The organism is Kitasatospora sp. NPDC048540 (genome assembly GCF_040651175.1).
Lineage (GTDB): Bacteria > Actinomycetota > Actinomycetes > Streptomycetales > Streptomycetaceae > Kitasatospora.
The window spans coordinates 1-15,853 of the sequence record NZ_JBEZIR010000006.1 but is presented as its reverse complement, the minus strand read 5'-3'; the positions used below and the strand labels follow the sequence as shown (position 1 = coordinate 15,853).

Here is a 15,853-nt window from a genome sequence, read left to right as displayed (position 1 = left end):
ACACCCACCACCGGAGGACCGACATGGCCGACACCGCCACCGCCCCCGCCAGTGACCTCGCCACCCACCCCGCGACCGGCCCCGCCGCCCATCCCGCCGCCGACCTCACCAAGGACGCCGGACGCCGCACCGACCGCCGGGTCTGGATCCGCGCCGCCATCTACATGGTGGCCACCCATGCCTTCGCCGGGTTCGTCATCCTGCTCTTCGAGATCGGCCACCGCGGCGGCCGCTGAGCCGCGCCGCGCCGCCGGGGCGGTCACAGCCGCAGCAGCGTGCACAGTGCGTCCAGCGCCGCCGGGAACGCGTGGTCGGCCGGCGTCCCGTACCCGACCACCAGCGCCGCGGGCGCGTCCGCGGCCGGCGGCGCCTCGGACGCCCGGCACCAGGACAGCACGCTCAGCGAGATCCCCAGCCAGCGCGCCTGCCGCAGCAGCTCCTCCTCGCCGAGCGAGCCCGGCGGCAGCTCCAGGACGGCGCTCAGCCCCGCCGACAGGCCGGTCACCCGGACCTCGGGCACCCGCTCGGCCAGCACCTCGATCAGCCGGTCGCGGCGCCGCCGGTACTGCAGCCGGCTGCGCCGGATGTGCCGGTCCAGGTCGCCGGAGGTGATCAGCTCGGCCAGCGCCAGCTGCTCCACCGCGCCGCTCTGTCCGTCCGCCAGCCGCTTCTGCCGCATCACCGGCTCGACCAGCCGGCCGGGCAGGGCCAGCCAGGCCATCCGGATCCCCGGCGCCAGGCTCTTGGACGCCGTCCCCGCGTACACCACCCGCTCCGGGTCCAGTGCCTGCATCGCGCCCAGCGGCTGCCGGTCGTAGCGGAACTCGCCGTCGTAGTCGTCCTCGATCACCACCCCGCCGGTGGCCCGGGCCCAGGCCACCGCGGTCGCCCGGCGCGCGGCGCGCAGCGCCACCCCGGTCGGGAACTGGTGCGCCGGGGTCAGCACCGCCGCCCCGGCCGGCGAGCCGAGCAGCTCCCCGGTGCGGGCACCCCCCTCGTCCAGCGACAGCGGCACCGTGCCGAGACCCGCCTCCGCGATCACCGCCCGCTGCGGCGGCAGGCCGTACTCCTCCACCGCCACCGTCCGCACCCCCTGCTCGTGCAGCGCCCGGCAGAGCAGCCCGAGCCCCTGGGTGTAGCCGGAGCACACCACCAGCCGCTCCGGGTCGGTACGCACGCCGCGGACCCGGGCCAGGTAGGCCGCCAGCGCCCGGCGCAGCTCGATCCGGCCGCGCGGGTCGCCGAGCCCGAAGGCCTCGTGCGGGGCGGTCGCCAGCGCCCGCCGGGTGGCCGCCAGCCACGCGTTCCGCGGGAAGCGGGAGAGGTCCGGGCTGCCCGGCATCAGGTTGTGCCGGACGGCCGGTTCGGGCCGCACCCCGGGCGGCGGCGGGGCCGGCTGCGGCTCGCCGCGCTCGGCCACCACCGTGCCCGAGCCCTGCCGGGACGTCAGCCAGCCCTCCGCGCCGAGCTGGGTGTACGCCTCGGCGACGGTGTTGCGGGCGATGCCGAGGTCCGCCGCCAGCGCCCGGGAGGACGGCAGCCGGGTGCCGGGACCGAGCCGGCCCTCCCGGACGGCGGTGCGCAGCGCGTCCTCCAGCGCGGCCCGCAGGCCCAGGCCGCGGGCCCGGCCCGCGGACAGGTCGAGGTGCAGGTCGCCGCCGAAAGTGGCCCAGGATCCCATGACCCAAATGAACCACACTGACGGGCCATCAGGCACCTACGGTGGAGACATGACGACGCACGAGAACACCACCCCCGACGCCCTCGTCCCCGCCCCCGTCCAGCGGATCTCGCTCCCCGAGCAGGCCGCCGAGTTCTACGCCGCGATGATCAAGCTGGACCGGGCCGCCCGCACCGACGTCGACCCGACCCTCGCCGAACTGGTCAAGATCCGTGCCTCGCAGATCAACGGCTGCGCCTTCTGCCTGGACATGCACACCACCGACGCCCGGGCGCAGGGCGAGCAGGAGCACCGGATCCACACCCTGCCGGCCTGGCGCGAGACCCCGTACTTCACCGCGAAGGAGCGGGCCGCGCTCGCCCTCACCGAGGCCGTCACCCTGGTCACCGACGGCCATGTCCCGGACGCGGTCTACGACGAGGCGGCCAAGCTGTTCGACCAGCGGGAACTGGGCTAGCTGATCGCGCTGATCATCGCCATCAACTCCTGGAACCGGATCGCCATCGCCACCCGGCTCAGCCCCGCCCCCAAGCAGGCCTGACCACCCGCCCCGGCCCAGCACCCGCCCCGGCCCACCACCCGTCCGGCCCGCCGTCCAGGTCCGATTCCCGCCGGACCCGGCACCCCCAGACCGACAGGCTGTCACCATGACCACACCGCACGACAAGGCGAAGCTCCTCCACGCCCTCCACCGCCCCGGCACCCCCCTGGTCCTGGCCAACGTCTGGGACGCCGCGAGCGCCCGCCTGGTCGCCGGGGCCGGCGCCCCGGCCATCGCCACCGCCAGCGCCTCCGTCTCCTGGACCCTCGGTGTCCCCGACGGGCAGGTGCTGGGCCTGCCGCGCGCCCTGGCCCAGACCGCCCTGATCGCCGCCGCCGTCGACCTGCCGGTCACCGCCGACCTCGAACACGGCTTCGCCGACACCCCCGAAGGCGTCGGCGCGAGCATCACCGAGCTGATCGCCACCGGCGCCGTCGGCGTCAACCTGGAGGACGGCTGGTCCGGTCCCGGTCCGCTGCGCCCGGCCGCCGACGCCGCCGAGCGGATCGCCGCCGCCCGCCGGGCCGCCGACGCGACCGGCGTCCCGCTGTTCCTCAACGCCCGCACCGACGTCTTCCTGCTCGGCGCGGGCGAGCCGGCCGGCCGCCTGGACGAGGCCGTCACCCGGGCCCGCGCATTCGCCGAGGCCGGCGCCGACGGCGTCTTCGTCCCCGGGGTGGCCGACCCCGCCACCATCGCCGCCCTGGTCGCGGCCGTGCCCGTGCCGCTCAACGTGATGGCCGGCCCCGGCGCCCCCACCGTCGCCGAACTCGCCGCCCTCGGCGTCGGCCGGATCAGCCTCGGCCCCGGCCTCGCCAAGGCCGCCTACGCGGCCGTGCAGCGCGCCGCCCGCGAGGTGTACACCCACGGGAGCTACGACGCGCTGGCCGACGGCCTCGGCTACGACGAGCTGAACGCCCTGTTCACCGGCTGAACCGGGCTCAGCTCACCGACACCGGCGGCCGGTCCAGCACCCGGCCGACCGTCCCGCACACCCCCGTGGTGCGCTCCGCCGCCGGCCCGACCACCGGGTACTGGGCCAGCTCCTGGTGGCACACCTCGTCCGCCGACGCCCCCTGGGAGTAGTCGCGGGCCTGCTCCGCGTGCGCGGGGGCGGCGGCCACCGCGACGGCGGCCAGGGACAGGGCGGCCAGCGCCGGGATCTTCGTCATGACCTGCCCAACGAGCCCCCGGCCGCCGGGTACCGGCCGCCCCCGCGGATACGCCCGTCCGCCGGGGCGGCCGCCCGCTACGCGGTGCGCACGTACAGGGTCCGCACGCTGTTGCTGACGAACGAGGCGATCGGCTCCGGCGCCGGGGCGTCCTTCGCCGCCGTCAGCCCCGGGAAGCGGCCGAACAGGCCGCGCAGCGCCGTCTCCGCCTCCAGCCGGGCCAGCCCCGCCCCGAGGCAGAAGTGCGGCCCGTGCCCCAGCGACAGGTGCCGGGCCGGCTGCCGGGTCAGGTCGAACCGGTCCGCGTCCGGGTAGTGCCCCTCGTCGCGGCCCGCCGAGGCGTACGAGGCCAGCAGCGCCTCACCCCGGCGGATCAGCACCCCGCCGACCTCGATGTCCTCCACCGCGTACCGCAGCGGGAACTGCCCCACCGGGGAGTCGTACCGCAGCGTCTCCTCCACCACCGCCGACCACGGCTGCTGCCCGGACAGCACCAGCTCCAGCTGCGACCGGTCGGCCAGCAGCGCCCGCACCGCGTTGGTGATCAGGTTGAGCGTGGTCTCGTGCCCCGCCACCAGCATCAGCAGCAGCGTGCCGACCAACTCCTGCTCGGTCAGCCGGTCGTCCGCCTCCCGGGCCGCGATCAGATCGGTGGTCAGGTCGTCCCCGGGCTCGGCCCGCTTGGCCGCCACCACCGACCCCAGCAGCGCGAACAGGCCCCGCTGCGCCGCCACCGCCGCCTCCGGCGTCGCGGAACTGCTCACCAGGGTGTCGGACAGCTCGTGCAGCTGGTGCTGCTGCTCGACCGCCAGCCCCAGCAGCTCGCCGATCACCTGCATCGGCAGCGGGTACGCGAAGTGCTCGCGCAGGTCGAACTCGCCCTCCAGCGTGGCCATCGCGTCCAGCAGCCGCTCGCAGCGCGCCTCGACGGCGGGCGCCAGCTCGGCGATCCGGCGGGGTGTGAACGCCTGGGTGACCAGACCGCGCAGCCGCCGGTGGTCCGCGCCGTCCACGGTGATCATGCCGGGCACGGTGACGAAGTTCAGCAGCGGCCAGCCCTCCGGCAGCCGACCCTCCCGGAAGGTGGTCCACAGCTGCGGGTTCTTGCCGACCCGGGGATCGGCGAGCAGCTCCTGGAGGGTGTCGTGGTGGGTTATCGCCCAGACCACCACCCCGCCAGGGAGTTCCACCAGGACCGCAGGGCCAGCCGCCCGGAGCCGGCTGTTCTCTCCGTGCTGGTCCCGTCCGAAGGCGTCGAGTCGGACGGGGGTGAGAGTGTCGGCGGTGTCCATGGCGGCCTTTCGGGTGCGGGGGCTCGGGGCGGGGTGAAAGCGCTGTACAGCACCGGCAGCGACACCAGCGCGCGCGACCACGGCGACTGCCGCCAGGCCAGCTCGTTGGCGGGAAACGCCAGTTGGAGGTCGGGCAGCCGGTGCAGCAGGGTCTCCAGCGCCGTCTCGACGATCAGCCGGGCCGGGTGCTGGGCCGGACAGACGTGCCGGCCGGCCCCCCAGGCGAGGTGCGCCCGGTTCCCGGCGATGCCGTCCGAGGCGGCGTGCACCGCCGGGTCGGCGTTGGCCCCGGCCAGTCCCAGCACCAGCATGTCGCCCGCGCTGATGTACTGGCCGCCGAGCACGGTGTCACCGGTGGCCCACCGGCCCGGGAAGTTCTGCGTCGGGGGATCCCGCCACAGCACCTCCTCCAGCGCGTCCGCGACGGTCAGCCGGCCACCCGCCAGGGTGGACCGGAAACGGCGGTCGGTCAGCAGCAGCCGCAGCGTGTTGCCGGTCCAGTTGATGGTGGTCTCGTTGCCCGCGACCAGGATCACCACCAGGTGGTGCAGCGCCTCCTCGTCGCTCAGCCCGGCCTGGTGGGCCAGCAGCCACGAGGTCAGGTCCGCGCCCGGCTCGGCCCGGCTGCGGCGCACCAGATCGGTCAGGATCGCCTGGAACTCGGCGTTGGCCCGCACCGACTTCTCGCTGCTGTCCACGAAGTGGCTGATCAGCTCGATCAGGTGCGGGCCCATCTCGGCCGGCAGCCCCAGCAGCTGGGTGAAGACCAGCAGCGGCAGCCGGCGCGCGTACTGCGCGATCAGGTCGGCCGTACCGTCCGGACCCCAGCTGTCGATCAGCGAGTTGGCGGCGGTCTCGGTGGTCTCCCGCAGCTGCCGGTGGTCGATCCGGCCGAGCGTCTGCGCCACCGCGCCGCGCAGCCGCTGGTGCTCGCCGCCGTCCAGGTTGAGCAGCGTCGGCCGCCACGCCGTCATCGGCAGCAGCCGCGAGTCCGGCTTCAGCCGGCCCTCGGCCGGCACCCGCCAGCGCCGCGAGTCCTTGGAGAACAGCTTCTCGTTGCGGGTCAGTTCGAGCAGTTCGGCGTAGCCGAGCACCAGCCAGGCCTCGACCCCCGGCTCCAGCTCGATCGGCGCGACCGGCCCGTGCTGCTCGCGCAGCCGGGCGTACAGCCCGTGCGGGTCGTCCGCGACGGCCGCGCCGTACAGCTGCGCGGCGGGCGCCGGCGGGCCGCCGGCCCGGTGCGCGGGACAGCCGGGCGGCGGGGTGGCCGCCTGGGGCTCGGGAGTCGTCATCGCTGGAGCTCCAGTACGGCGGTGGAGAGCAGATGGTCCACGAAGTCGATCAGCACGTCGTAGGCGGCCTGCCGGTCGCGCGCGTCGCAGCGCAGGATCGGCACCTCGGGCAGCAGGTCCAGGGCGGAGCGCAGGTCGTCCTCGGGGTGTTCCGGGGTGTCGGGGAAGACGTTCACGGCGACCGCGAACGGGATCCGCTGCTCCTCCAGCTGCCCCAGCACGTCGAAGCTCTCGTCCAGCCGGCGGGTGTCCACCAGCGCGATCGCGCCGAGCGCCCCGCGCGACAGGTCCTCCCACAGCGGCCAGAACCGCTGCTGGCCCGGTGTGCCGAACAGGTACAGGGCGAGCTGCGGGTTGAGCGTGATCCGGCCGAAGTCCAGCGCGACCGTGGTGGTGGTCTTGTCGGGCCGCCCGGTCAGGTCGTCCACCCCGACCCCGGCCGAGGTCATCACCTCCTCGGTCCGCAGCGGCGCGATCTCGCTCAACGCCCCGACCAGCGTGGTCTTGCCGACCCCGAACGGGCCGGTGACCAGGATCTTCACCGCCCCCTGCACGGTGGCCGGCAGGTACGACGGCGCGTCGCCTTCGGTGCCGGCAGTGCCGGTGGTGTCAGCGGAGCTGGCGGAGGCCAACGAGTACCTCCTCGAGGAGATGCGTCGGCAGGCGGTCGGCCTGCGGCGCGGGCGGGCGGACCTGGACGGCGCCCAGGTCCCAGAGGTCGTCGACCAGCACCCGGACCACGCTGACCGGCAGCCGCAGGTGGGCCGCGACCTCGGCGACCGACAGCAGGTCGTGGCAGAGCGCCAGGATCCGCTGGTGCTCCCGGTTCAGCGTGTCCCCGGACCGCAGATCGGGGTCGAGGTCGGCCGCGGGGACCGCGCTGACCAGGCTCTCGATGGCGAGCGCCGGCCGGTTGGTACCGCTGCGCCCGCCGGTGATCACGTACGGCCGGACCGGGCCGCTCACCGGGCGTCCCCGGCCGCCTGACCGACCCGCGGCGGACTGGTCAGGTGGGTGCCGATCCGCTCGACCAGCACCTGCATCTGGTACGCCACCAGCCCGGCGTCCACCGATTCGCCGGTCACCACCGCGAGGTGCGCACCCGCGCCGGCCGCCACCACGAACAGGTAGCCGCCGCCGTACTCGACCACGATCTGCCGGGTGCTGGACCCCCGGCCGCCGAAGCCCTGGGCCACCCCCCGGGCCAGCGACTGCAGCCCGGAACAGGCCGCGGCCAGCCGCTCGGCGTCGTCCCGGCCGATCTGCTCGCTGCGGCCGATCTCCAGGCCGTCGTTGGACACCACGACGGCGTGCCGGACGTCGGGGACCGCGACGATGTCCGAGAGCAGCCAGCCGAGGTCAGGATTGGTGGTCATGGAAATCTCCGGAGCGCTGGGGAGGTCGGGGGGATTCGGGGGCCGACCCCGCCGGCCCGGCGGGCGGGCGGGGGTCGTCGTCGGACTGCCGGTCCTGCCGGGCGGCCGACCGGCCACTCGCGGTACCGGCCTGGAACAGGGCCATGAAGGTCTTGGCGCCGTCGGCGGAGCGCGCCGGCGGCGCGGCGGCCTCGGGCTGCGTGGGCGGCCGCGGCGGACCGTCGGTGCCCCGGCGGTTGGCCCGCCGGGGCAGGGCGCCGGGCTCCGGCGCGGCCGGTGCGACATCGCCGGGACGGGCGGGGGCGTCCGGCCGTGCGGTGTCCTTCGGCTGTGCGGCGCCCGACGGCCGGGCGGCGGGGGCCGAGCGCTCGGGACCGCCCGGCGCGGCCACCGCGCGGGGCTGCGATGGCACCCGGGCCGGGGGCGCGGGGAGCACCAGGGTGCCCGCCGGGGCCGGGGGCAGCGCGGTCGGCAGCGGCTCGGTGAGCAGGGCGTTCGGCAGCAGCACCACCACCCGCACACCTCCGTACGGGGAGGGCGCCGAGCTGAGGGTGACCCGGAAGCCGTACTGCTCGGCCAGCCGGCCGACCGCCGCGAGCCCCAACTGCGGTACCTCGCCCAGCCGGGAGACCTCCAGGCTGCCGCCGCCCGCCAGCGCCGCGGCGGCCTTCTCCACCGCCTGCTCCGGCATGCCGACGCCGCAGTCGTCGATCTCCACCACCGCGCCGTTGTGCACCGACATCAGCGTCACGAACACCTGGGTGGACGGCGGCGAGTAGCGGGTGGCGTTGTCCAGCAGCTCGGCCACCGCGTGGATCAGCGCCTCGGCGGCCGCGCCGACCACGGCGGTCTCGATCCGGCTGCGCACCACCACCCGCTGGAACGGCAGGATGCGGGACTGCGCGCCGCGCACCACGTCCTCCAGGGCCACCGGCTCGGGCCAGTGCCGGCCCGCCCGGGCGCCGCAGAGCACCGCCAGCGTCTGTGCCAGCCGGGCCTGTTGGGCCGCCGCGTGGTCCGCCTTGAGCAGGCCGTCGAGCAGCGCCGGGTCGTCGTGGGTGCGCTCCATCTCGTCCAGCCCGGCCTGCTGGTCGTGCGCCATCACCAGGATCCGGCGGGCGACGCTCAGGAAGGCCCGCCGGGTGGCGGAGTTGAGGTCCTGCTCCTGCTGGACGGCGGCGTTCTCGGCCGAGCGGCGGTCGAGCGCCTCGGCCAGGTCGGCGCGTAGCCGGTCGAGCTCCCGGTCCTGGTCGGCGAGCCGACCGCGCAGGGTGACCGTGACGGCATGGAACCTCGCGGCGGCCACCAAGGCGAGGACGGCGAGGCCGCCGGCTGCTGCTCCGCACCACTGAGTCATCGTCACGCGGCGAAGTCTAGGGCGATGATCCTACGTTCGTGTGAACCGATCGGTCGTCAATTGAGCTTAATCAGTCAAACTTTCACAGGATGGTGGAATCCTCCAACTCCCCGACCTGGACGCATCGGTGCTGGTCGCCGACGAACTTGACGGCGTACACGGGGTGATCCGTCCGGCGCCCTCGCGCCGATGATCAGCCGGAACTGCTCCTCGCCCGGCATCCCCGTCACGACCACCCCGGGCCGCACCACCGCCGCCGGCGGCCCGGACGCACCCGGCGGCAGCGGCGCCACGCGCTCCGGCCGGGCGTCGCACTCGGTCACGGCCGCCGGGGGCACTCGGGCAGCCGCCCGGTCGGGGCGGAGGGCAGCTACTGGCCGTCCGACTCGCCGTACGGCTCCTGGGCGCGGGCCGGGACGGGCCGCAGCGCGCGCAGACCGCGGGCCACGGCGTACGCCCGGGCGAGGTGGCCGCCCGTGGTGGCGCCGGCCGCGGGGACGCCCGGACGGGCGGTCCCGGTCCGCTGGGCGGGGACCAGTCCGGCGGCGGTCCGGGAGGGCTCCACGGTCTGGGGCATCTGTCCACGTCCTCGGGGCGGCCGGAGCGCTGGGAGCGTCCGGGTACCCACCAAGTCTCACCCGCGGACTGTGACAGAACGGTCTCGAAACCCACCCGAAGCCATACCGGCGCCCGGTCGGCCACGGTCAGGAACCGGTCGCCCCAGGTCGGTTCCGGTCAGCGGCGGACGCGGGGCGGATCGGGCCCGGGGCCGGGCGGCGTTGGACAGCACGAGGGCCACCCGGTGGTCCGGGTGGCCCAGGAGCAGGTCGGAGGGTGCGGCCGGTCAGGCCTGGATCCCCGGCAGCCCGTCCAGGCCGTCCAGGTCGGGGCTGCCGCCTGAGACGGTGCCGAGAAGGTCGACCGGGACGTCGGGGGCGGTGATGGCGTCCGGGGTCGGGCCACGGTCGCCGGCGGGGGCCGCGTGCGCGCTGGGGGCGGTCAGGGAGGCCACCACACCGACGGCGAGGGAGGCGACGGCGAGCATGCTTCGCTTCTTCATGCCCTGCCCAACGCCCGACGGCCCCGCCAGGACACGGGTGGCCCAGCGCGGGGCGGGCTCAGCCGGCGGGGGCCTGGCCGGGCCAGTCCCGCAGCCCCGCCGTCAGGACGCCGGTCACCCGCTGCTGGGTCACCGTCAGGTCCTCCGCGAGCTGGAAGCCGCCGCCGGTGGTCAGCGAGGCGAAACCGTGCGCGACGGCGCGGACCGTGCGGGTCGCGTGCACCACCTCCGAGCCCGTCAGGCCGTAGCCGCGCAGTACCGCCATGACCGCCTCGACCAGCCGGGTCGCCGCCGCGGTCAGCGCGGGGTCGGCCGGGTCGGGCGCCTGCGGTATCGCCGCGTACCGCTCGGGGTGCTCGCGGGCGTAGCGGACGTACGCCGCCACCAGTGCCTCCACGGCCTCGTCGGTGCTGCGCCCGAGGGCGGCGGCGCCCAGCCGGTCGGCCAGTTCCTCGGTGACCCGGACCGCGATCAGCCGGCGCAGTTCGGTCAGGCCGCCGGGCACGTGCTTGTAGAGCGAAGGGGTGGCGACCTTGGCCCGGGCGGCGACGGCGGCGAGCGTGAGGGCATCGCCGCCCTGCTCGTCGAGCAGGGCCAGGGCGTGGTCCACGACGGCGGCGGGGGTGAGTCCGGCCCTGGGCATCAGGCGACCTCGTGCAGGAAGGGGAGCAGGGCATCGGCGGTGGCCTGCGGGAATCCCGCCATCGGGTAGTGGCCACCGCCGTCGATCATCACCTTACGGCCCTTCAGCGCGGCCGCCTGGCGGTCGGCCACCAGCTCGGGGTCCGGGAAGTCGACGTCCTTGGTGCCCATCAGCACCAGGGCCGGGCAGGTCACCGCGGCGGTCCAGCCGACCGGGGCGGAGTCGCCGGAGACGTAGCCCCGGGTGGCGGCCTTGCGGCCCGGCTCGCGCAGCATGGCGACCAGCCCGGCACGGTAGGCGTCGAAGTCGGCGGGGCGCTCGGTGGGGAAGTAGAGCTTCTGCGCGGCGCCCCACAGTGCGGGGAAGTGCACCAGGGCCGCGCCGAGCGTCTTGACCAGCGCCTTCTGGAAGGCGTTCGGCGGGAGGTTCTCGATGAAGGCGTCGATCAGCACGATCCCGGCCACCAGCTCGGGCCGGTCGCCGGCCACCTTGACCACGGTTGCGCCGGTGTAGGAGTTGCCGGCCAGGACGGCGCGCCCGATCCCGAGGTGGTCGAGCAGGGCGACCACGTCCGTGGCGATGGCGGCCGGGGAGTGGTCGGTGAAGCCGGTGGAGGAGTCGCCGAGGCCGCGCAGGTCCATGGTGATCACCCGGTGGCCGGCGGCGGTCAGCAGCGGGACCAGGTGCCGGTAGGTGGTGCGCCGGTCCAGCATGCCGGGCAGCAGCACGACCGGCACGGACCCGGCGGCGGTCCCGGCGGTGGTCCCGGCGGTGGTCCCGGTGGTGGGCCCGGCCGCCGAGTCGTCGAAGGCGATCCGGCCGCCGGGAACGGTGACGTACTGGGTGACGGTGGTGTTCATCGCTGCCTCCTGGGCTCCTCGACGGATGCCCGGCCGGTCCGGCGAGCTCCTGTGGCCATAAAGCTAATGCTAATAGCCTTAGCCGTCAAGGGTGCCACGGAGGCGTCCGCGGCCCTGGGGTAGCGTGCGGGTGATCACGGTCCCGGGTGCCGGCCCCGCCCGCCGGTTCGAGTGCCAGGAGGCGTCGTGCCCTTCATCAACGTCAAGCAGCTGTCCGGCCGGACCGACGAGCAGAACGCGGAGATCACCCGCGCGCTGACCGAGGCGTACGCCAGGGTGACCGGGGTGGACCCGGAGAAGATCTGGGTCGCGGTGGAGGAGATCCCGCCGACCCACTGGTCGGCCGGCGGCGAGACCTTCGCGGTGCGGAAGGCGAAGGAGTCCGAGGGCGCGTGACGCCCGTCCGGCCGGTCCGGCCGGGGGCGCGGGTTCAGGCGCCCTCGACCCGGAACGGGTCGTGCTCGGCGAGCAGCTTGTCCAGCCTGGCCTGGTCCACCCGGCTGGTCAGCTCGTCCGCCTCCTGGCGGTCGCGGATCACCTTCGCCAGCGTGAAGGCCGAGGTGATCTCGTACAGCAGGCCGACGGCGAGGAATCCGCGCATCCAGGCGTTGACCGGGAGATAGGCGATCCCGATCGCCAGGGCCGAGGTGGCGAGTGCGAAGGAGAGCACGGCCTGGCCGAAGTACGCCGCCGTGGTTCTGGTCTGCATCTTTGCGGTCATGCCGGTAGGTTCTCCAACTCGCCTTTCCGGCACATGAGTACGGATACTCAACCGGCCGGTAGCGGTCCGTCACCGCCGGCGGGCCGAATCCGGGTGAACCGCCCCGGGCGCCCGGTTCGGGTGCCAAAGTGTTGTCCAGGGCGCTTGGAATCATGGCCCTCATGGGATTAACTTTCGATAACGCAGCGCGGTACGAAACGCCGTAGCCAGACGGCACCGTGCGCCATCGCTCAATCCGCGGGCACGCCCTCACCGGGCGGGTCCGGGGAGCCGGGGAACCACGTTCCTTGGGGTGAATCGGCGGGGCCCAGGCCCGGCCGTAGGAGACCTTCCTGCTCCGAACCCGTCAGCTAACCCGGTCGGCGAGAGGGAAGGAAAGGAGCACGCCTCAGTGGCGTCGACGCACCCGCTCCAGGGCACGGCCGCAGGTACCCAGCTGCTCGACCACCCGGGGGACCGACCCCACCCGGTGGAGGGCCAGCCGGTGGACCTGGGCGCGGACGCCTCACGGCACCGGATGCCCCGTCAGGCCAGGAGCGGCGGACCGCTGCTCGGCGTCACCGCGATGACCGCGGCCCTCGGCGCCACCGGCTTCGGCGCCGCCACCCCCGCGCAGGCCGCGCCGGTGCCCGCACCCGCGGTCACGGCCGCCGACGCCGCCGGCGACGGCGCCCCGTCCGCCGCCGACCCGGGCCTCGCGCTCGCCGCCCGGATCCAGCAGCAGGCCGACGGCCGCGCCGCCGCCGAGCAGGAGGACGCCCGGCTCGCCGCCGCCCAGGACGCCGAGGCCAAGCGGGCCGCCCAGCTCGCCGCGTACGAGACCGCCGCCCCGCAGCAGACCCCGCAGCAGCCTGCCCCCGCCGCCGCCCCGCAGCCGGACGTCCGGTCCGGCGCCCCGCTCGTCCTCCCGGTCACCGGCTACACCCTGACCGCGCACTACGGGCAGTCCGGCTCCTACTGGGCGCACCTGCACACCGGCCTGGACTTCGCCGCCCGCACCGGCGCACCGGTCGGCGCGGTCGCCGCCGGCACCGTCACCTCGGCGGGCTGGTCCGGCCCGCACGGCTACCGGGTGATCCAGACGCTGCCCGACGGCACCGAGATCTGGTACTGCCACCTCTCCCGGATCGCCACCGCCGAGGGCGAGGTGGCCCCCGGCACGGTGCTCGGCGCGGTCGGCGCCACCGGCACCGTCACCGGACCGCACCTGCACCTGGAGGTCCGCCCCGGCGGCGGCGCCCCCGTCGACCCGCTGGCCTGGATGCAGGCGCACGGCCTCAACCCGTAGGCCACCGCCTCAGCCGGTGGGCCACCGCCTCAACCGGTGGGCCACCGCCTCAACCCGTGGGCCACCGCCTCAACCGGTGGGCCACTGCCCGGCATCGCCTTCGCCGTCGGCGTCGGCGGCCTCCTGCGCGGTCTCCTGCGCCGCGGCCTCGCGGGCCGCCAGGTACTCCTCGATCTCCTCGTTGCCGGGCTCCGGCGCCAGGTCCGGGTACTCCTCGACCAGCAGCGCCGGCAGCCCGGGCACCGTCCACTCGCCGTACAGCCGCAGCGCCTCGACGGCGACCGCGGCCTCGAAGCCGTCGAAGTCGCCCGCCAGCTCCTCGGGCATCGGGCGGCCGAGTGCCGTCAGTTCGGCCAGGTTGCGGTAGCTGCGCTGCATCAGGCCCTGCTCCAGCAGCAGCCGGGCGCCGTCGGTGGCCATCCCGATCATCAGCAGCCGGGTCGGTCCCCAGCCGCCGTCCCGCTCCTCCGGCTCCAGACCGGGCGCCGCCGCGTACACCGCCAGACGCTGCTCGGCCGTCAGCTCCCGGAAGGCGTCCAGCCAGCCGCGCACCGCGCCCGGATCGGCCGTGTCCACCCCGTCCGCGCGCAGCAGCAGGGCGTACAGCCGGGGCCAGGTCACCAGGTCGGACCGGCGCAGCAGCCCGCCCAGCACCTCACCCTGCCACTCGGCCTCCTCGCGCAGCCGCTCGTACCGCTTGGCGTTCAGCCGCCGGGCCGCCCGCTGGTGCTCGATCAGCGCCAGCACCGCGTCGCCGTACGCCTGCGCGCCGTACCCCTGCGCGCCGTCCGCCCGCGCGGACAGGTCCGGCTGCACGTACAGGTAGAGCCGCTCGTACAGCAGCTGCTCCAGCAGCGCCGAGCTCAGCTCCGGGTAGCCGTCGTGCATCCGGGCGCCGCTCAGCTCCAGCAGTGCCAGCACCGTCCGCAGCGCCTCCTCGGGCACGGCGGGCCGCCCGGCCTCGGCCGCGGCGGCGAGCAGGTCGGCGGCGCGGGTGTGCGGGATGAGCTGCAGATCTTCGTCATTCACGGACAAACCGTAGCCGGTGCCCCGCAGCCGCCCGGGTAGGGTCGGGCGCCATGGACCAGGTACGGCTGTCCGGCCCCCGGCTGACCCTGCGCGAGTACGCCCACACCCCGCAGGAGGTGGCGGCCCTGCACGCGGTCCTCGGTGACCCGCACACCGTCCGCCACCTCGCCTTCGAGCCGTACGGCTTCGAGGACTGCGCCGACCAGATCGAGCTGTACCTGGAGGAGGCCGAACGCGAGCCCCGCACCGTCTACCGCCTCGCGGTCCGCCGCCGCGCCGACGGCGAGGACGCGCCCGCCATCGGCACCGCCGCCCTCACCCTCGACGGCGACCGGGCGGCGCAGCTCGGCTTCGCGCTGCGCCGGGACACCTGGGGCCTGGGGTACGCCGGCGAGATCACCGGACTGCTCTGCCGGCTCGGCTTCGCCCGGCTCGGACTGCACCGGCTGGCCGCCCGCACCGATCCCGGCAACCTGGCCTGCGCCCGGGTGCTGACCAGGGCCGGATTCCACCGGGAGGGCCGGATCCGGCACGACCTGTGCCGGGCCGGCCGCTGGCTCGACTCCGACCAGTACTCGCTGCTGGAGCACGAGTGGCGGCCGGACCCCGGGGACCCCGCCCGCCCGGGGGGTGGGGAGAACCCCACCCCCGATCCGGCAGCGCACCGGATACCCCGCTGAGACCGGCTTTGGCACCGTAGGACCCGTGAGTACGGACGACGTCAAGGGGCCCGAGATGACCACCAGCACCGCCGCCTACGGCATCCGCGCCGACCGCCGGCCCGACCGCCGGCCCGACCATCGGCCGGCCTTCTGGAAGGCTCCGTTCAGTGCGGAGACCTACCGCGAGGTCGGGTTCGTCGTCACCGGGCTGCCGGTGGCGGTCATCGGCTTCGTCCTGGTCGTCACGCTGTTCGCGGTCGGGACGGGGCTGCTGGTCACCGCCGTCGGCCTGCCGCTGCTCGCACTGCTGATCACCTCCGCCCGCGGCCTCGGCGCGCTGGACCGCGAACGGCTGCGCACCCTGCTGGCCACCGAGGTCACCGCCCCCGCGCCGGTCCGGCCGTCCCGGCGCGGCTTCTGGGGCGCCGTCACCGCCCGGCTCGCCGACGCGGCGGGCTGGCGGGCGGTGCTGTACCAGGTGCTGATGTTCCCGTGGGCGGTCGCCACCTTCATCATCACCGTGACCTTCCTGGTCACCGGGTGGGTGGTCGCGCTCTACCCGCTCTACCACTGGGTCTTCAAGCGTTACCTGGGGTGGCCCGGGTACCGGGTGGTCGAGTACACCGGCAGCCACGGCGACTACCACACGTACTACATCACCTCGCCGTACCAGATCGCCGGTGTCTCGCTGATCGGGCTGGTGCTGGTGGTCCTCACCCCGAAGATCGTCCACGGTCTCACCAACGTCCACCGCCTCGCCGCCCGCGGCCTGCTCGGCGCCCGCTGACACCACCGGAGCGACACCCCCGCCGGGGCCCGGCGGGGGCCGTCCGGCAGGCCCGGACCGTCCACAAGTACCTGGCGGCTCTGCGCGAAACG

20 protein-coding genes, 1 pseudogene and 1 riboswitch are annotated in these 15,853 nt (G+C 75.2%); of the genes and pseudogenes, 7 read left to right on the top strand and 14 right to left on the bottom strand.

Annotated elements, in window-relative coordinates; translation table 11 throughout:
• Positions 1–23: 23 nt before the first annotated feature.
• Positions 24–236 (top strand): DUF6126 family protein, encoded by a 213-nt coding sequence (locus AB0D08_RS04755; RefSeq protein WP_359886204.1) that lies wholly within the window; start codon positions 24–26, stop codon positions 234–236.
• 23 nt (positions 237–259) lie between these two features.
• Here the strand turns inward: AB0D08_RS04755 and AB0D08_RS04750 are convergent, their stop codons facing one another.
• Complete coding sequence (locus AB0D08_RS04750) at positions 260–1,681, bottom strand: PLP-dependent aminotransferase family protein (protein WP_033821194.1); 1,422 nt, start codon at positions 1,679–1,681, stop codon at positions 260–262.
• A 49-nt stretch (positions 1,682–1,730) separates the two neighbouring features.
• On the opposite strand from AB0D08_RS04750, the pseudogene AB0D08_RS04745 reads away from it, so the two are divergent.
• Together AB0D08_RS04745 and AB0D08_RS04740 are read left to right on the top strand one after the other, a co-directional pair.
• Positions 1,731–2,222, top strand: a pseudogene (locus tag AB0D08_RS04745) (carboxymuconolactone decarboxylase family protein).
• Positions 2,223–2,328: 106 nt separating this feature from the next.
• Positions 2,329–3,156, top strand: coding sequence for an isocitrate lyase/phosphoenolpyruvate mutase family protein (locus AB0D08_RS04740; protein WP_359886203.1), 828 nt, complete (start codon positions 2,329–2,331; stop codon positions 3,154–3,156).
• Positions 3,157–3,163: 7 nt separating this feature from the next.
• Here AB0D08_RS04740 and AB0D08_RS04735 read toward each other — a convergent pair whose 3' ends face one another.
• The 11 genes from AB0D08_RS04735 to AB0D08_RS04685 form a co-directional block, all read right to left on the bottom strand.
• Positions 3,164–3,394 carry a hypothetical protein gene (locus AB0D08_RS04735; protein WP_033821191.1) on the bottom strand — a complete coding sequence of 77 codons (231 nt, stop codon included), beginning with the start codon at positions 3,392–3,394 and terminating at the stop codon, positions 3,164–3,166.
• 77 nt (positions 3,395–3,471) lie between these two features.
• Entirely contained in the window at positions 3,472–4,584 is a 1,113-nt protein-coding gene (locus AB0D08_RS04730; RefSeq protein WP_233289077.1) for a cytochrome P450, read from the bottom strand.
• A complete protein-coding gene (locus tag AB0D08_RS04725) occupies positions 4,548–5,978 on the bottom strand; it encodes a cytochrome P450 (protein WP_359886202.1) in 1,431 nt (476 codons plus the stop codon). The genes AB0D08_RS04730 and AB0D08_RS04725 overlap by 37 nt, the downstream gene beginning before the upstream one ends.
• Entirely contained in the window at positions 5,975–6,544 is a 570-nt protein-coding gene (locus AB0D08_RS04720) for an ATP/GTP-binding protein (RefSeq protein WP_033821202.1), read from the bottom strand. Before AB0D08_RS04720 ends, AB0D08_RS04725 begins: the two co-directional genes overlap by 4 nt.
• A 43-nt stretch (positions 6,545–6,587) precedes the next feature.
• Entirely contained in the window at positions 6,588–6,944 is a 357-nt protein-coding gene (locus AB0D08_RS04715; protein ID WP_033821189.1) for a DUF742 domain-containing protein, read from the bottom strand.
• Entirely contained in the window at positions 6,941–7,354 is a 414-nt protein-coding gene (locus AB0D08_RS04710; RefSeq protein ID WP_033821188.1) for a roadblock/LC7 domain-containing protein, read from the bottom strand. Before AB0D08_RS04710 ends, AB0D08_RS04715 begins: the two co-directional genes overlap by 4 nt.
• Positions 7,338–8,711: an ATP-binding protein gene (locus tag AB0D08_RS04705; RefSeq protein ID WP_359886258.1), complete on the bottom strand. Its 1,374-nt coding sequence runs from the start codon at positions 8,709–8,711 to the stop codon at positions 7,338–7,340. Before AB0D08_RS04705 ends, AB0D08_RS04710 begins: the two co-directional genes overlap by 17 nt.
• 370 nt (positions 8,712–9,081) lie before the next feature.
• The gene (locus AB0D08_RS04700; RefSeq protein WP_033825418.1) at positions 9,082–9,288 is read right to left on the bottom strand and encodes a hypothetical protein; all 207 of its coding nucleotides are present in this window, start codon (positions 9,286–9,288) and stop codon (positions 9,082–9,084) included.
• A gap of 267 nt (positions 9,289–9,555) precedes the next feature.
• A complete protein-coding gene (locus tag AB0D08_RS04695; protein WP_149038661.1) occupies positions 9,556–9,771 on the bottom strand; it encodes a hypothetical protein in 216 nt (71 codons plus the stop codon).
• A 58-nt stretch (positions 9,772–9,829) separates the two neighbouring features.
• On the bottom strand, positions 9,830–10,414 hold the full coding sequence (locus AB0D08_RS04690) for a TetR-like C-terminal domain-containing protein (protein ID WP_359886201.1): 585 nt from the start codon (positions 10,412–10,414) through the stop codon (positions 9,830–9,832).
• A complete protein-coding gene (locus AB0D08_RS04685) occupies positions 10,414–11,274 on the bottom strand; it encodes an alpha/beta hydrolase (RefSeq protein WP_359886200.1) in 861 nt (286 codons plus the stop codon). Before AB0D08_RS04685 ends, AB0D08_RS04690 begins: the two co-directional genes overlap by 1 nt.
• Positions 11,275–11,460: 186 nt before the next feature.
• Here AB0D08_RS04685 and AB0D08_RS04680 point away from each other — a divergent pair, with 186 nt between their 5' ends.
• Positions 11,461–11,670 (top strand): 4-oxalocrotonate tautomerase family protein, encoded by a 210-nt coding sequence (locus tag AB0D08_RS04680; protein WP_033825414.1) that lies wholly within the window; start codon positions 11,461–11,463, stop codon positions 11,668–11,670.
• A 34-nt stretch (positions 11,671–11,704) separates the two neighbouring features.
• Here AB0D08_RS04680 and AB0D08_RS04675 read toward each other — a convergent pair whose 3' ends face one another.
• A complete protein-coding gene (locus AB0D08_RS04675; RefSeq protein WP_033825413.1) occupies positions 11,705–11,995 on the bottom strand; it encodes a YiaA/YiaB family inner membrane protein in 291 nt (96 codons plus the stop codon).
• 217 nt (positions 11,996–12,212) lie between these two features.
• Positions 12,213–12,375: riboswitch (cyclic di-AMP (ydaO/yuaA leader) on the top strand.
• Between the two features lie 11 nt (positions 12,376–12,386).
• Here AB0D08_RS04675 and AB0D08_RS04670 point away from each other — a divergent pair.
• Complete coding sequence (locus AB0D08_RS04670) at positions 12,387–13,283, top strand: M23 family metallopeptidase (protein ID WP_359886199.1); 897 nt, start codon at positions 12,387–12,389, stop codon at positions 13,281–13,283.
• 69 nt (positions 13,284–13,352) lie between these two features.
• Here the strand turns inward: AB0D08_RS04670 and AB0D08_RS04665 are convergent, their stop codons facing one another.
• Complete coding sequence (locus AB0D08_RS04665; protein ID WP_359886198.1) at positions 13,353–14,312, bottom strand: hypothetical protein; 960 nt, start codon at positions 14,310–14,312, stop codon at positions 13,353–13,355.
• 50 nt (positions 14,313–14,362) lie between these two features.
• Between AB0D08_RS04665 and AB0D08_RS04660 the strand changes: the two genes are divergently transcribed.
• Together AB0D08_RS04660 and AB0D08_RS04655 are read left to right on the top strand one after the other, a co-directional pair.
• Entirely contained in the window at positions 14,363–14,992 is a 630-nt protein-coding gene (locus tag AB0D08_RS04660) for a GNAT family N-acetyltransferase (protein ID WP_359886197.1), read from the top strand.
• 25 nt (positions 14,993–15,017) lie between these two features.
• Positions 15,018–15,761 (top strand): sensor domain-containing protein, encoded by a 744-nt coding sequence (locus AB0D08_RS04655; RefSeq protein WP_233289290.1) that lies wholly within the window; start codon positions 15,018–15,020, stop codon positions 15,759–15,761.
• The last annotated feature ends 92 nt before the right edge of the window (positions 15,762–15,853 follow it).

Coding starts and splice junctions, on each gene's coding strand:
- AB0D08_RS04735 (WP_033821191.1), bottom strand. CDS start 3,394: ATGACGAAGATCCCGGCGCTGGCCGCCCTGTCCCTGGCCGCCGTCGCG.
- AB0D08_RS04685 (WP_359886200.1), bottom strand. CDS start 11,274: ATGAACACCACCGTCACCCAGTACGTCACCGTTCCCGGCGGCCGGATC.
- AB0D08_RS04705 (WP_359886258.1), bottom strand. CDS start 8,711: ATGACTCAGTGGTGCGGAGCAGCAGCCGGCGGCCTCGCCGTCCTCGCC.
- AB0D08_RS04690 (WP_359886201.1), bottom strand. CDS start 10,414: ATGCCCAGGGCCGGACTCACCCCCGCCGCCGTCGTGGACCACGCCCTG.
- AB0D08_RS04755 (WP_359886204.1), top strand. CDS start 24: ATGGCCGACACCGCCACCGCCCCCGCCAGTGACCTCGCCACCCACCCC.
- AB0D08_RS04750 (WP_033821194.1), bottom strand. CDS start 1,681: ATGGGATCCTGGGCCACTTTCGGCGGCGACCTGCACCTCGACCTGTCC.
- AB0D08_RS04710 (WP_033821188.1), bottom strand. CDS start 7,354: ATGACCACCAATCCTGACCTCGGCTGGCTGCTCTCGGACATCGTCGCG.
- AB0D08_RS04740 (WP_359886203.1), top strand. CDS start 2,329: ATGACCACACCGCACGACAAGGCGAAGCTCCTCCACGCCCTCCACCGC.
- AB0D08_RS04660 (WP_359886197.1), top strand. CDS start 14,363: ATGGACCAGGTACGGCTGTCCGGCCCCCGGCTGACCCTGCGCGAGTAC.
- AB0D08_RS04695 (WP_149038661.1), bottom strand. CDS start 9,771: ATGAAGAAGCGAAGCATGCTCGCCGTCGCCTCCCTCGCCGTCGGTGTG.
- AB0D08_RS04700 (WP_033825418.1), bottom strand. CDS start 9,288: ATGCCCCAGACCGTGGAGCCCTCCCGGACCGCCGCCGGACTGGTCCCC.
- AB0D08_RS04725 (WP_359886202.1), bottom strand. CDS start 5,978: ATGACGACTCCCGAGCCCCAGGCGGCCACCCCGCCGCCCGGCTGTCCC.
- AB0D08_RS04675 (WP_033825413.1), bottom strand. CDS start 11,995: ATGACCGCAAAGATGCAGACCAGAACCACGGCGGCGTACTTCGGCCAG.